Consider the following 13,529-nt stretch of genomic DNA (forward strand, 5'->3'; position numbering starts at 1 on the left):
TGTTCCTGCAATGCCTGCATGCCAATAAGGATCCGCTATGTTTGATCTGCGCCGCCTCGAGACCGAGGCCGGAACGCGTCCGTTTTCCAAGGAGAGGTCACGATGAGAAAGCTTTTCACCCTGCTGGCAGCCCTGGTGCTGACCCTGGGGATGGTAGGGATCAGCGACGCGCGTTCGTCCAAGCAACAACGCGACTCGGTGGCCGGGAGCTTCGACTATTACTTGTTGAGCCTGTCCTGGTCGCCGACCTTCTGCCTGATGCATCCGGACAACGAGCAGTGCTCGGGCAAGGGCTACGGCTTCGTCCTGCACGGCTTGTGGCCGCAATACAGCCGGGGCGGCTGGCCGCAGTCGTGCCCACCCTTGACCCAGCTCAACCGCGAGGAAATCGCCAAGGGCCTGACCCTGTTCCCCACCGAGAAGCTGCTCAAGCATGAGTGGAGCAAGCACGGTACCTGCAGTGGCCTGGGCGCCATGGGTTACCTGGACAAGGCCGACCAGGCCCTGGGCAAGGTGAAGATTCCAGAAACCCTGCAACCCTCCACCAGCGTGCGTTACTACGAGGCGGCGCAAATCGCCCAGCAGTTGCGCCAGAGCAACCCGGGGATCACCGAAAATGGCGTGGCAGTCCTGTGCAGCGGGCCGGAGCTGTCCGAAGTGCGGGTGTGCCTGGGCAAGGACCTGGAGTTCGCCGACTGCGGCAAGGGCGTGAAGACCCAGTGCCGCTCCGGGCAGATCCGCATTCCTCCGGTGCGCTGAACGAGCTGCCGGCTCCTGCCGCGAGGGCTGGAGCCGGTTTGCGGGCTACAGGGCGGCCAGCAGGCGCTGCAGGCGCTCGGCGGTTGCTGCGCTGCAATCCTCCATCGGGGCCCGCAACTGCGCTTCGAGCAATCCCTGATGGGCCAGCAAGGCCTTGACCGGCGCCGGATTGGGCTCGCTGAACAAGCCCTGGATCAACGGCGCCAGGCGCATGAAGGTGGCGCGGGCGGCGTCCAGCTGCTGATCCGCAACCTGGCGCTGCAGCTGCACGAACAACTCGGGGCGGATATGCGCCGAGGCGGCGATCGCGCCGCTGGCGCCCAGGCAGAGCGCGTTGAACAGTTGCAGGTCCTCGCCGCACAGCACCTGCGCGTCGCCGCTGGCCAGCACTGCCAGGGTCTTTTCCAGATTGCCACCACAGTCCTTGACCGCCGCGACCTGCGGGTGGCGGACGATCGCCAGCAAAGTCTGCTGGTTCAGGGTCACGCCGGTGCGATACGGGATGTCGTAGATGATCAGCGGCACGCTGGACGCATCGGCGACGCAGCCGAAGAAGCTTTCAAGGGCAGCCTGGGACGGGCGGATGTAGTAGGGCGCCGGCACCAGCAGGCCGGCCACCGGACGTTCCAGGATGCGCTGTTGCAGGTCCAGCAGGGCCGGCAGGTTGTTGCCAGCCAGCCCCATGAGCACTTTCCCGGGGGGCGCCAGCTCCACCAGTGCGTCGAGCACCGCCAGTTGCTCGTCCTTGTCCAGGGCGGCGGCTTCACCGGTGGTGCCGCAGGCTACCAGCCCGGCCACGCCGCTCTCCAGCAGGTGGGCGGCGAGGCGGCGCAGGGCGGCGAAATCGATGGCGCCGTGGCGAAAGGGAGTGACGATGGGGACCCAGATACCGTGAAACGATGACATGCATATTCTCCTGGTGCTTGACCGTCGGGTCGTCGTCAGAAGAGTAGAAGGGCGGTCGGCAAGGGGGTGTTCCGTAGCGAGGTCCTGTCAGCTCATCTGACGGGACACAGCGCCCCGGTCACATGAGTGGCTGTTTCTTCGATTTGCGGCTGCAGGCCATCCACGCCGGGGCCTGGGCAACTTGGCCAATGGCGCGCGGAACGTGGAAGGTGGCGTGGGGCATGGTGGTGGCCGGCTCGCAAACAAGGCGCCCAGTTTCAGGAACCGTCCGGCGTTTTGTCAATCCTCCCCGGGTGCGGCGCAGGGTCCCGGGGCCAGGCTTGTGCTACACCATCACGAAGCTTTCTCTGAAAGGTTTTCAGTTGCCAGGCTACGTATTGATCCATGTCAAGAATCTTGCAGATTGTTGCCGGATCGTTCCTGTCCACACCGCACATTCGATAGCGCTCGCCAAGGCGCTATCTACACTCGACTCCACCGGCGCCGACTGCCGGGGAAGTCTTGCCGGGGGCAGGAGTAGTCTTCGAGTCATCGCAGGATGCGCAGTTGCGGTTCGATCATGACGGGCAATCAACAGACTTCCTGCGAGGTTTTTTCAAGGTGAAGAACAATCTCCCAGTGACCCAGCGCGAGCGGGTGTTCCCCGCCGAGCAGCGGCTCATCTCCGCCACCGACTCCCACGGCAAGCTGACCTACTGCAACGACGAGTTCGTCGAGGTCAGCGGTTTCACCCGCGAACAACTGATCGGCAGCCCGCACAATATCGTGCGCCATCCGGACATGCCGCCGGCGGTATTCGCCCATATGTGGTCCTACCTCAAGGACGGCAAGAGCTGGATGGGCATCGTCAAGAATCGCTGCCAGAACGGCGACCACTACTGGGTCAATGCCTATGTCACGCCGATTTTCAGCGCAGGTGTGATCACCGGCTACGAGTCGGTGCGGGTCAAGCCCGAGCGCGAGCAGGTCGAACGGGCCGCGGCCCTCTACCAGCGCATGCGCGGCGCCGACATGGCCATGCCCTGGAGCCAGCGGCTGCTGGTGGCTGGCGAGATCCTGCTACCGCCGCTGCTCGCCCTGGCAGCCATTGCCCTGGCCAGCTGGCTGGGTGGACCCTGGGCCGGATTGGCTTGCGCCGTGGCCGGGCTGTTCGCCGTGCAGGCCCACGGCGCCTATCGCACCCGGCGGCTGCTGGCGCGCATCAGCGCGGTGTCCCTGGGCAGCTTCGATAGCGAACTGATCGCCCGCACCTATACCGATGAGCGTGGGCCGGTGGCGCGCCTGCAGATGATCCTGATCAGCGAGGCGGCGAAGATCCGTACCGCCCTGAGCCGTCTAGGGGACTATGCCAACCAGGCCGCGGAGCTGGCTTCCACCAGCCAGAACCTGTCGCGCCAGGCGGAGTCGGCCCTGGGCAAGCAGCGTGACGAGGCGGATATGGCGGCCACGGCGATGAACCAGATGGCGGCGTCCATCGCCCAGGTCTCGGTGCATGTGCAGGACACCGCCTCGGCGGCCGACCGGGTCAACGAGCTGACCCATGTCGGTTCCGAGGAAGCCCGGCGGACCCGGGTCATGATCGAGAAGCTGGCCGCTACCGTGGACACGGTCAGCCAGTCGGTCCAGGGCCTGGCCGACGAGACCCAGTCGATCCAGCTGGCGGCGAACATGATCCATTCCATCGCCGAGCAGACCAACCTCTTGGCGCTCAATGCCGCCATCGAGGCTGCCCGCGCCGGGGAGCAGGGTCGTGGCTTCGCCGTGGTGGCCGATGAGGTAAGGGCCCTGGCATCCAAGACCCGGGAGTCGACCCAGAGCATCCAGCAGATCATCGCCACCTTGCAGGAGGTGGCCAGCCAGGCGGTGGATGTGGCGCGCCAGGGCAGTGTCGAGGCGCGCTCCGGGGTGGCCCAGGTGATCAGCACCGAACAGGCCCTGGATGGCATCAATACGGCGATGGAGCGTATCCAGCAGATGAGCCAGCAGATGGCCGCCGCTTCCGAGCAGCAGGCCCATGTGGCCGAGGAGATTTCCGGGCAGATCACCAATATCGCCCGGGTCTCGGACCAGAACGCCGATATCGCCGTGCACTCCTGCAGCATCGGCGGCGACCTCGAGTCCACGGCCCATGAGCTCAATGCCCTGGTCACGCGTTTCAATAGCTGAACGACGATTGCAGGGTTGTTTTCTTCAATACGTGATGTTGCTCGCTTCGTAACCTGTGGGCGGTCGATTCGACCCGGACAAGAGAGGCGAGAGATGAGCGTAGTGTTTTCCATGGCGGCCTTTGCCCTGGCCGCGTCCATTACCCCCGGGCCGGTGAATATCCTGGCCCTGGGCAGCGGGGCCCGTTTCGGCTTCAAGGCCAGCCTGAGCCACGTCGCTGGCGCGACCCTGGGCTTTACCTTGCTGCTGGTACTGACGGGCCTGGGGTTGAACGAACTGTTGCGCCAGTGGCCGGCGCTGACCCAGGGCATCCGCCTGTTTGGCGTGGCGTTCCTGCTGTACATGGCCTGGAAGCTGGTCCGGGATGACGGTCGAGTGGCTACCGACGGCCAGGTCCGCGCACCTTCGGCCTGGTACGGTGCCCTGATGCAGTGGCTCAATCCCAAGGCCTGGCTGGCCTGCGTGGCCGGCATCGGGGCGTTTGCCGCCGACGGCGATACGCGGCTGGTCTGGCTGTTCGCCGCGGTGTATCTGGTTATCTGCTACCTGTCGATTGCCTGCTGGGCCTATGCCGGTAGTTTCCTGCGCCACTACCTGGACAATCCTGCGGGCATGCGCCTGTTCAATCGCAGCATGGCTGCGTTGCTGGCGGTCAGCGCGGCGTACCTGTTTACCTGAGGCCTTGCTGGTACTGCCCGGGCGTCGCGGCCAAGTGCTGCTTGAACGCCCGCTGGAAGTGTGCCTGGTCGGCAAAGCCGGCCTCCAGGGCCACCTCGGCGATCGATGCACCGCTGCGCAGGCGAGCCTGGGCGAACTGCACCCGCTGGTTGACCAGGTAGGCATGGGGCGGCATGCCGAACCGCTGGCCAAAGGCGCGGGTCAGGTAGGAGGCCGAGAGTTGGGCGGCCTGGCAGATATCTTCCAGGACCAGGGGCTCGGTGCAGTGCTGGCGGATGTAGCGGGCGGCGCGCTCGAGCTTTTCGTTGCTGTCCCGGGAGAGGCTGTCGGCCGGGTTCAGGCGCTGGTGCAGGTCACTGAAGAACGCCACGGCACAGTTGTGCTTGTGCAGGGTATCGCCGTGTTCGTCCACCAGGACCTGATATAGCGTCTGGAGCTCGGCAAACAATTGCGGATCGTCGCTGTGGGTGGCACTGAAAGGACGAAAACCCGAAGCCGCATCGAAGCCCAGCTCACGCTGCAAGGCGGTCAGCCAGGGGGTGTCGACGTAGAGCATGCGATAAGACCAGGGCTGGTCGTCGATGGGGTTGCAGGCATGCACCACGCCGGGGTTCATCAACACCACGGTGCCGGTTCCGACCCGCCACTGTTCGCCTTCGCTGAGGTAGGTGCTCTGGCCCGCGGTGATGCAACCGATGGAGAACTGCTCATGGGCATGGCGGTTGTAGCAGACCTTGTGTCCATCGGCGATGGACCGGGCCTCGATGAAGGGCAGGGCCGGGTCGCGCCAGAAACGCGGGGCGATGTCAGGGTGCAGGGCGCTCTTCATCAGGGCCGTCCATTGTCCAGGGTGTCGGCGATTGTAGAGGGGATGGCTCAGGATTTGCCATCGAAGGCGCGTTGCAGGCGCTGGATATCCAGCTTCTTCATGCCCAGCAGGGCTTGCATCACTCGTTGTGAGCGGCTCGGGTCGGGGTCGCACATCATCTGTGCCAGGACCTGCGGCACGATCTGCCAGGACAGGCCGAAGCGGTCCTTGAGCCAGCCGCATTGCTGGGCCTGTGGCGGGCCGCCAAAACCCAGGGCGTTCCAGTAGTGGTCCAGCTCGGCCTGGGTCCGGCAATGCACCTGCAGCGATATGGCTTCGTTGAAGGTGAAGGCCGGGCCGCCGTTGAGCGCGGTGAAGGCCTGGCCGTCGAGTTCGAACACCACGCTCATCACCGAGCCTTCGGGCCGGCCATGGAACTCGAAGCCGGCCTTGCCGTAGTGGCTGACGTGAGTGATGCGCGAGCGCTCGAAGATCGAGCAGTAGAACTGCGCGGCCTCCTGGGCCTGGTGGTCGAACCACAGGCAGGGCGTGATGGTCTGGATACGCTGCATGGCTCCGGCCCTCCAGCGCGAACACCTGCTACAAGCTTAGCCAATCCGGTGACTGACGGCAGTGATGCCTGGCGCCAATGAGAGCTTGCTGGCAGGGGGTTCTTCGGTGGTATCTTCGCGATCAGCTGCTGGTCGCGACAAAGTGCTGCAATGCCGGCTCGGAGCTAGGCAGGAAGCGCCTGCTGGTATCACCAGGTAATGATTGCAAAGGGGGAAGAAGCTGATGCGCGGACCGCGATTCAAGCTGTTTTTCACCCATCGCCTGGCGCTCCTGGCGGGTGCCGAATCCCTGCGTTCGATCCGCGAAGGCCTGCTCTGGCTATTGCCCTGCCTGCTGCTCTCGGCCTTGCTGCTGATCCTTGCGCAATGTGCCCAGGTCCTGGAGGCACCCAGGGAACTGGTGCAACTGCTGGCCGGCCTGCACGAGCGCATCAATTCGATCATTCCTCTGTTGGTGGCAGCGTCCATCGGCTACATGCTGGCGCTCCAGTACCGCCTGCCGCAGCTGCCGGTGGCTTTCCTGTGCCTGTCCTACGTGGTGATCGCCATCTACATGCTGCACGACTACCCGCTGGCGGCGGCGAGCTTCGTGCTGTTCATCGCCATCGCCTCGCCGCTGGTCAACGTGCCCATCATGGCCAGGCTGCACCGCCAGCGCTGGACCAGGCTGCTGGACGAGGACCTGGTGGGGCACAACCTCAAGGGCACCATCAACATGGTGTTGCCGGGGATCTTCACCTCGTTGTTGCTGGTGGCGGTCTTGCAGTCGCTGCTGCAGATCCAGGACTTCGCCTACATCCAGCAGCCGCTGGACCTCAAGGACCTGGGCAATCCCTACCTCAACGGCGTGGCGCTGACCCTGGGCAATTCGCTGTTGTGGTTCTTCGGCATCCACGGCACCCACGCCCTGCAACCCTTCATGGAGGTGATGGACCAGGCGGTAGCGCTCAATGCCGCGGACCAGGCCGCCGGCCAACCGCTGCGTTACGCCCTCAACAGCGGCCTGCTGGGGTGTTTCGCCTTCATTGGCGGTTCCGGCGGCTCCCTCGCGCTGGTGCTGGCTATCCTCGGGTTCTCCAGCATCCGCTCCCTGCGCCTGCTGGCCTTGGCGAGCCTGGCGCTGTCGCTGTTCAACGTCAACGAGCTGCTGTTGTTCGGCCTGCCGATCATCCTCAACCCGAGGCTGCTGGTGCCTTTCATGCTGGTACCCATGGTCAACGTCAGCCTGGCACTGCTGGTGGTGCAGCTGGGCTGGGTGAGCCCGGCGCTGGTGGAAGTGCCCTTCACCTCGCCGGTGCTGCTCAACGCTTACCTCAGCACCCAGGGCGACTGGGGCGCGGTGCTCCTGCAACTGGCGCTGCTGGGTGTCGGCACCCTGATCTACATCCCCTATATCCGCAGTCTTGACCATCAGGGCGAGGCTGGCGAGCAGGTCTACCTGAAGACTTTCGACACCACGTTCCGTGGCCTCGAGGAACGCAGCCGGCTGTTCGAACTGGACCCGATGGTCGCGTCCTACAAGGAAACCGCCCGGCAGTCCCTGCAACTGGCGCGGATCCAGCAATTGAGCGAGTACGACTTCCACCTGGAGTACCAGCCCCAGGTGTCCAAGGACACGGGCCGCTGCACCGGTTGCGAGGCGCTGATGCGCGCGCGTGACGGCGATGGCCAGGTGCGCCTGCCCTGGGAGTTGCTGCAGTGGCTGGGCCAGGCCGGGCTGATGCCCGAGGTGGATTTCTGGGTCGCCTCCCAGGCGGTGCGCCAGCACTTGCTCTGGCGCCGCAATGGCTTGGAGTTGCCGATCACCATCAATGTCTCCAGCGCCACCCTGGCCTCGGCGGAGCATGGCGAGCGCTTGCTGGACATTCTGGGCCGGGCCCGCGGCCAGGTGTCGGTGGAGATCACCGAGGATGCCCTGGTGGGCGACGCGCTGCGTACCTTGCGCTGGATCGAGCAATTGCACGCCCTGGGGGCGAAGGTCTACATCGATGATTTCGGTACCGGTTTCTCGGCCCTGAGCTACCTGCACCAGTTCCCGGTGGACGGCATCAAGATCGATCGCAGCTTCGTCCTGGCCCAGCGTGAGCCCCAGGGCGCCCAGGTCCTCAACGGCTTGCTGCGCTTTTGCGAGACCCTGGGGCTCAAGGTGGTGGTGGAGGGGGTGGAGACCCAGGAGCAGCTGGAGTTCCTGCAGTCGAGCTCGGAGCTGATTATCCAGGGCTGGTACTACAGCAAGGCGCTGCCGGGCGCGCAGGTTCCCGGGTTCGCCAGCCAGAGGGCCCAGGCCTCCCAGGCGCCCGGCGATGACTGATGCCCCGGGCCGTCGTGCCCTGGCCCCCGGGGGCAGGCGCAGGTCCGTTTTGCCCTGGCTCCGGGCATTTTGAACTACCCTTGACGTCTTAGCCGCGAATGGAGTCAGCGATGTTGTACCCAAGCAAACCCAACAATGAGGCCCTGCGGATCCAGACCTTGCGGGCGCTCAATGTCCTGGACACCCCGCCGGAGGAGCGTTTCGATCGCCTGACCCGGCTGGCCAAGCGCTTGTTCAACGTGCCCATCGCGTTGGTCAGCCTGGTGGACGGCGATCGCCAGTGGTTCAAGTCCTGCGTGGGCCTGGATACCAGCGAAACGCCACGGGATATCTCGTTCTGCGGACATGCGATCCTTGGCGACCAGATCCTCACGGTGTGCGATGCCGAGCAGGACGTGCGCTTCCATGACAACCCGCTGGTGGTGGGCGATCCCGGAATCCGCTTCTACGCCGGCTGCCCGCTGACGGTGGCCAACGGCAGCAAGCTGGGCACCTTGTGCCTGATCGACGTCAAGCCCCGGGATCTGGACGACGAGGAGCGGGCACTGCTGCGGGACCTGGCGCGCATGGCCGAGCAGGAGCTGGCGGCGGTGCAGATGGCCAGCATGGATGAGCTGACCCTGCTGTCCAACCGTCGTGGTTTCGAGGCCCTGGCCCGGCATGCGCTGGGCGTCTGCAAGCGCCTGGACAAGCCGGCGACCCTGCTGTTCTTCGATCTCAACGATTTCAAGCAGATCAACGACACCTATGGCCATGCCGAGGGCGATGGCGCGCTGAAGACCTTCGCCGACGTGCTGCGCATCGCCTTTCGCGAGAGCGATGTGGTCGGTCGCCTGGGTGGCGATGAGTTCGTGGTCCTGCTGACCGCCGCCGATCATGTGGAAACGTCGAACATCATGGCCCGGTTGCGCGAAATCCTCGATGAACGCAACGCCACGTTGAAGCGTGGCTACGACATTCGCTTCAGCGTCGGCCAGATCGAATACAACGCCGAGCGCCATCCGGACGTGGGGGCGCTGCTGGCCGATGCCGACAAGGCCATGTACCTGCAAAAGCAGGCCAGCAAGCGCCAGCGTCAAGACTGATCGGCAGACAGTGGCTCAGGCCCCGGAGCCTGGTTCGGCCGCGTCAGGCAGCGTCTTGGGATGTTGCCCTGATAGTAGGTACTGACCAGGAATTTCCCGGGCTTGTTGACCTTGAGATTGAGGAATTCATCACCGCAGGCGGGAAATCGCTCGACGAACTCGCCCTGCGTCGGGTCGTAGATGAACACCCGGTGGATCGTGTAGGTACCCATCCCATCATCGACATGCCAGATGGCGAAGTCGCCGGTCCCATCGAAGTTGAAATCGTCGAGCTCGATGTGCAGCGGCTTTTCGGCCTGCACCCGCAGTTCTCTGGATTGGGTGTGACCGTTGCGTTGTATTTCCAGGCTGACCTGCTGGCCATGCAGGGCAAGCGTGACGGTGGTGTGCTTGTCCGGCTGGAAAGTCGTCGGTTGAGCCTGGACGCTCATTGCGAAAAGACCACCCAGGGCCGCCATGGCCCATTGTTTGTTATGCATGGATTCAGCATGTCCGGTGATGAAGGTTGGGGCCTGGCCGGCGGCCCCGGTTGCGGCTCATCCGGCGTTTGCCGGTGCCAGGAACGCGGCTTCCAGCAATTGGCGGGTGTAAGGGTGTTGTGGGGCGTCGAAGATCGTCCTGGCGTCGCCTTGTTCCACCACCTGGCCGTGCTTGATCACCATCAGTTGGTGGCTCAGGGCCTTGACCACCGCCAGGTCATGGCTGATGAACAGGTAGGTCAGGTTGTACTTGCCTTGCAGCCTGCGCAGCAGCTCCACCACCTGGCGCTGGACGGTGCGATCCAGGGCCGAGGTCGGTTCGTCCAGGAGGATCAGCCGGGGCTTGAGCACCAGGGCCCGGGCGATGGCGATGCGCTGGCGTTGGCCGCCGGAAAACTCATGGGGGTAGCGGTGGCGGGTCTGCGGGTCCAGGCCCACTTCCTCGAGCGCCGCGATGATCGCCTGTTCTTGTTCCTGCTCGGTGCCGATCCTGTGGATGCGCAAGCCCTCGCCAACGATCTGGCTCACGCTCATGCGCGGGCTGAGGCTGCCGAAGGGGTCCTGGAACACCACCTGCATTTCTCGCCGTAGCGGTCGTACCTGCTGCTGGGACAGACGGTCCAATTGCTGGCCTTCGAAGCGGATCAGGCCCTGGCTGGCAATTAGCCGCAGAATCGCCAGGCCCAGGGTCGACTTGCCCGAGCCGCTCTCGCCGACGATGCCCAGGGTCTGGCCCTGGGGCAGGCTGAAATGGATGCCGTCCACCGCCTTGACGTGGTCCACGGTGCGGCGCAGCAGGCCCTTCTTGATCGGGAACCAGACCTTGAGGTCATTCACTTCCAGTAGTGGCGCGCCGACCTGGCTGGCGACTGGCAGGCCACTGGGCTCGGCGGCCAGCAGTTCCCGGGTATAGGGATGCTGCGGGGCCCGGAACAGCTCTTCGCAAGGCGCCTGCTCGACGATCCGGCCCTTTTGCATGACGCAGACCCGATGGGCGATGCGTCGTACCAGGTTGAGGTCGTGACTGATCAGCAGCAGGGCCATGCCCAGGCGCGCCTGCAGTTCCTTGAGCAACTGCAGGATCTTCAACTGCACGGTGACATCCAGGGCAGTGGTGGGTTCGTCGGCGATCAGCAGTTCCGGCTCGCAGGCCAGCGCCATGGCGATCATCACCCGTTGGCGCTGGCCGCCGGACAGCTCGTGGGGCAGGGCCTTGAGGCGCTTGCGCGGCTCGGGGATGCCCACCAGCTCCAGCAGTTCCAGGGTGCGCTGGGTGGCGACCTTGCCGGTCAGGCCCTTGTGGATCGCCAGCACCTCGTTGATCTGCTTCTCGATGTTGTGCAGCGGGTTCAGCGAGGTCATGGGCTCCTGGAAGATCATGGCGATGCGGTTGCCACGAATATGCCGGATGCTCTTTTCCTTAAGGGTCAGCAGGTCGTGCCCGGAATAGTTGATGCTGCCCGACGGGTGCTGGGCCAGCGGGTAGGGCAGCAGGCGCAGGATGGAGTGGGCGGTGACCGACTTGCCCGACCCGCTTTCGCCCACCAGGGCCAGGGTCTCGCCGCGCTTGATGTCGAAGCTGATGCCTTCGACCACTCGCTGGCGCTGTTCGCCGGCGATGAATTCGACGGCCAGCTCGCGCACTTCGATCAGGTTGTCCTGGGTCATGTCATTTCCTCGGGTCGAAGGCATCGCGGGCGGATTCGCCGATGAACACCAGCAGGCTCAGCATCAGGGCCAGCACGGCGAAGGCACTCATGCCCAGCCAGGGCGCCTGCAGGTTGGACTTGCCCTGGGCCACCAGCTCGCCCAGGGAGGGCGCGCCGGGAGGCAGGCCGAAGCCGAGGAAGTCCAGGGCGGTGAGGGTGCCGATGGCGCCGGTGAGGATGAACGGCATGAAGGTCATGGTCGAGACCATGGCGTTGGGCAGGATATGGCGGAACATGATGGCGCCGTTCTGCATCCCCAGGGCCCGGGCCGCACGCACGTATTCCAGGTTGCGCCCGCGCAGGAACTCGGCCCGCACCACGTCCACCAGACTCATCCAGGAAAACAGCAGCATGATGCCCAGCAGCCACCAGAAGTTGGGTTGCACGAAGCTGGCGAGGATGATCAGCAGGTAGAGCACCGGTAGCCCGGACCACATTTCCAGGAAACGCTGCCCGGCCAGGTCCACCCAGCCACCGTAGAAGCCCTGGAGGGCGCCGGCGGTGACGCCGATGATCGAACTGAGGATGGTCAGGGTCAGGGCGAACAGCACCGACACCCGGAAGCCGTAGATGATCCGCGCCAGGACGTCGCGGCCCTGGTCGTCGGTGCCCAGCAGGTTGTCGCTGGAGGGCGGCGCCGGGGCTGGCACCCGCAGGTCGTAGTTGATGCTCTGGTAGCTGAAGGGGATCGGTGCCCAGAGCACCCAGGCATCCTTCTGGGCCAGCAGTTCGCGGATGTACGGGCTCTTGTAGTTGGCCTCCAGGGGGAATTCGCCACCGAAGGTGGTTTCCGGGTAGCGCTTGAGCGCCGGGAAATACCAGCCGTCGTCGTAGTGCACCACCAGGGGTTTGTCGTTGGCGATCAACTCGGCGCCCAGGCTCAGGACGAACAGCACCAGGAACAGCCACAGCGACCACCAGCCGCGCTTGTTGGCCTTGAAGCGCTCCAAGCGCCGGCGATTGAGGGGGGACAGGTTCATCTCAATGCTCCCGGCTGTCGAAGTCGATGCGTGGGTCGACCAGGGTGTAGGTCAGGTCGCCGATCAGTTTCACCACCAGGCCCAGCAGGGTGAAGATGAACAGCGTGCCGAACACCACCGGGTAGTCGCGGTTGATCGCGGCCTCGAAGCTCATCAGGCCCAGGCCGTCCAGGGAGAAGATCACTTCCACCAGCAAGGACCCGGTGAAGAAGATGCCGATGAAAGCCGACGGGAAGCCGGCGATCACCAGCAGCATGGCGTTGCGGAACACATGGCCGTAGAGCACCCGGCGCTGGGTCAGGCCCTTGGCCTTGGCGGTGATCACGTACTGCTTGTTGATCTCGTCGAGGAAGCTGTTCTTGGTCAGCAGGGTCATGGTGGCGAAGTGGCCGATCACCAGGGCCGTGACCGGCAGCGCCAGGTGCCAGAAGTAGTCGAGCACCTTGCGCCCCAGGCTCAGTTGCTCGAAGTCGCTGGAGGTCAGGCCGCGCAGGGGAAACCAGTTGAGGTAGCTGCCACCGGCGAACACCACGATCAGCAGGATGGCGAACAGGAATGCCGGGATCGCGTAGCCGATGATGATCGCCGAGCTGGTCCAGACGTCGAAGTGGCTACCGTGGCGGGTGGCCTTGGCAATCCCCAGGGGGATCGACACCAGGTACATGATCAGGGTGCTCCACAACCCGAGGGAGATCGAGACCGGCATCTTTTCCTTGATCAGGTCCACCACCTTGGCATCGCGGAAAAAACTGTCGCCGAAGTCCAGGGTGGCGTAGTTCTTGATCATGATCCACAGGCGTTCCGGCGCCGACTTGTCGAAGCCGTACATGTGCTCGATTTCCTTGATCAGCGCCGGGTCCAGGCCCTGGGCGCCACGGTAGCTGGACCCGGCCACCGAGACCTCGGCGCCACCGCCGGCGATGGGGCTGGTGGCGCCGTCGAAGCCTTCGAGCTTGGCGATCATCTGCTCCACCGGCCCGCCCGGGGCGGCCTGGATGATCACGAAGTTGATCAGGAGGATGCCCAGCAGGGTCGGGATGATCAGCAACAGGCGGCGAATGATGTAGGCCAGCATC

General features: G+C 64.7%; 12 protein-coding genes and 1 pseudogene. 6 read left to right on the plus strand and 7 right to left on the minus strand.

Features of this window, described 5'->3' with window-relative positions; genetic code table 11:
- Positions 1 to 102: 102 nt before the first annotated feature.
- The gene (locus tag AC3WK8_RS06940; protein WP_053130464.1) at positions 103 to 759 is read left to right on the plus strand and encodes a ribonuclease T2 family protein; all 657 of its coding nucleotides are present in this window, start codon (positions 103 to 105) and stop codon (positions 757 to 759) included.
- Between the two features lie 45 nt (positions 760 to 804).
- Here AC3WK8_RS06940 and dapA read toward each other — a convergent pair whose 3' ends face one another.
- Entirely contained in the window at positions 805 to 1,665 is an 861-nt protein-coding gene (gene dapA, locus AC3WK8_RS06945; protein ID WP_085598668.1) for a 4-hydroxy-tetrahydrodipicolinate synthase, read from the minus strand.
- A gap of 636 nt (positions 1,666 to 2,301) precedes the next feature.
- Here dapA and AC3WK8_RS06950 point away from each other — a divergent pair.
- From AC3WK8_RS06950 to AC3WK8_RS06960, 3 genes and pseudogenes are all read left to right on the plus strand, one after another.
- A pseudogene (locus AC3WK8_RS06950) lies at positions 2,302 to 2,586 on the plus strand (PAS domain-containing protein); the annotation flags it as partial.
- 96 nt (positions 2,587 to 2,682) lie between these two features.
- Complete coding sequence (locus AC3WK8_RS06955) at positions 2,683 to 3,831, plus strand: methyl-accepting chemotaxis protein (protein WP_455676146.1); 1,149 nt, start codon at positions 2,683 to 2,685, stop codon at positions 3,829 to 3,831.
- A gap of 93 nt (positions 3,832 to 3,924) precedes the next feature.
- On the plus strand, positions 3,925 to 4,509 hold the full coding sequence (locus tag AC3WK8_RS06960; protein WP_085598666.1) for a LysE family translocator: 585 nt from the start codon (positions 3,925 to 3,927) through the stop codon (positions 4,507 to 4,509).
- Here AC3WK8_RS06960 and AC3WK8_RS06965 read toward each other — a convergent pair.
- Positions 4,502 to 5,338 carry an AraC family transcriptional regulator gene (locus AC3WK8_RS06965; protein WP_085598664.1) on the minus strand — a complete coding sequence of 279 codons (837 nt, stop codon included), beginning with the start codon at positions 5,336 to 5,338 and terminating at the stop codon, positions 4,502 to 4,504. The two genes, AC3WK8_RS06960 and AC3WK8_RS06965, sit on opposite strands and share 8 nt — an antisense overlap.
- Positions 5,339 to 5,385: 47 nt before the next feature.
- Complete coding sequence (locus AC3WK8_RS06970) at positions 5,386 to 5,889, minus strand: VOC family protein (protein ID WP_103324259.1); 504 nt, start codon at positions 5,887 to 5,889, stop codon at positions 5,386 to 5,388.
- Between the two features lie 223 nt (positions 5,890 to 6,112).
- Here AC3WK8_RS06970 and AC3WK8_RS06975 point away from each other — a divergent pair, with 223 nt between their 5' ends.
- Complete coding sequence (locus AC3WK8_RS06975; RefSeq protein WP_103324258.1) at positions 6,113 to 8,200, plus strand: EAL domain-containing protein; 2,088 nt, start codon at positions 6,113 to 6,115, stop codon at positions 8,198 to 8,200.
- 110 nt (positions 8,201 to 8,310) lie between these two features.
- Complete coding sequence (locus AC3WK8_RS06980) at positions 8,311 to 9,285, plus strand: sensor domain-containing diguanylate cyclase (protein ID WP_085598658.1); 975 nt, start codon at positions 8,311 to 8,313, stop codon at positions 9,283 to 9,285.
- On the opposite strand, the gene AC3WK8_RS06985 is transcribed toward AC3WK8_RS06980, so the two are convergent.
- The 4 genes from AC3WK8_RS06985 to AC3WK8_RS07000 are packed head-to-tail and all read right to left on the minus strand — an operon-like array spanning position 9,276 to position 13,528.
- Entirely contained in the window at positions 9,276 to 9,764 is a 489-nt protein-coding gene (locus tag AC3WK8_RS06985; protein WP_146043238.1) for an XAC2610-related protein, read from the minus strand. The two genes, AC3WK8_RS06980 and AC3WK8_RS06985, sit on opposite strands and share 10 nt — an antisense overlap.
- Before the next feature lie 57 nt (positions 9,765 to 9,821).
- Positions 9,822 to 11,432: an ABC transporter ATP-binding protein gene (locus AC3WK8_RS06990; RefSeq protein WP_103324256.1), complete on the minus strand. Its 1,611-nt coding sequence runs from the start codon at positions 11,430 to 11,432 to the stop codon at positions 9,822 to 9,824.
- Position 11,433: 1 nt separating this feature from the next.
- A complete protein-coding gene (locus AC3WK8_RS06995) occupies positions 11,434 to 12,453 on the minus strand; it encodes an ABC transporter permease (RefSeq protein WP_085598652.1) in 1,020 nt (339 codons plus the stop codon).
- Between the two features lies 1 nt (position 12,454).
- Positions 12,455 to 13,528, minus strand: a complete 1,074-nt coding sequence (locus AC3WK8_RS07000; protein ID WP_492574066.1) for a microcin C ABC transporter permease YejB — start codon at positions 13,526 to 13,528, stop codon at positions 12,455 to 12,457.
- Position 13,529 lies beyond the last annotated feature (1 nt).

The sequence above is a fragment of the Pseudomonas sp. FW507-12TSA genome, from assembly GCF_058781435.1.

Bases quoted from the DNA above. Each gene is read 5' to 3' on its own strand.
- AC3WK8_RS06940 (WP_053130464.1), top strand. From the start codon at position 103: ATGAGAAAGCTTTTCACCCTGCTGGCAGCCCTGGTGCTGACCCTGGGG.
- dapA (WP_085598668.1), bottom strand. From the start codon at position 1,665: ATGTCATCGTTTCACGGTATCTGGGTCCCCATCGTCACTCCCTTTCGC.
- AC3WK8_RS06955 (WP_455676146.1), top strand. From the start codon at position 2,683: ATGCCCTGGAGCCAGCGGCTGCTGGTGGCTGGCGAGATCCTGCTACCG.
- AC3WK8_RS06960 (WP_085598666.1), top strand. From the start codon at position 3,925: ATGAGCGTAGTGTTTTCCATGGCGGCCTTTGCCCTGGCCGCGTCCATT.
- AC3WK8_RS06965 (WP_085598664.1), bottom strand. From the start codon at position 5,338: ATGAAGAGCGCCCTGCACCCTGACATCGCCCCGCGTTTCTGGCGCGAC.
- AC3WK8_RS06970 (WP_103324259.1), bottom strand. From the start codon at position 5,889: ATGCAGCGTATCCAGACCATCACGCCCTGCCTGTGGTTCGACCACCAG.
- AC3WK8_RS06975 (WP_103324258.1), top strand. From the start codon at position 6,113: ATGCGCGGACCGCGATTCAAGCTGTTTTTCACCCATCGCCTGGCGCTC.
- AC3WK8_RS06980 (WP_085598658.1), top strand. From the start codon at position 8,311: ATGTTGTACCCAAGCAAACCCAACAATGAGGCCCTGCGGATCCAGACC.
- AC3WK8_RS06985 (WP_146043238.1), bottom strand. From the start codon at position 9,764: ATGCATAACAAACAATGGGCCATGGCGGCCCTGGGTGGTCTTTTCGCA.
- AC3WK8_RS06990 (WP_103324256.1), bottom strand. From the start codon at position 11,432: ATGACCCAGGACAACCTGATCGAAGTGCGCGAGCTGGCCGTCGAATTC.
- AC3WK8_RS06995 (WP_085598652.1), bottom strand. From the start codon at position 12,453: ATGAACCTGTCCCCCCTCAATCGCCGGCGCTTGGAGCGCTTCAAGGCC.
- AC3WK8_RS07000 (WP_492574066.1), bottom strand. From the start codon at position 13,528: ATGCTGGCCTACATCATTCGCCGCCTGTTGCTGATCATCCCGACCCTG.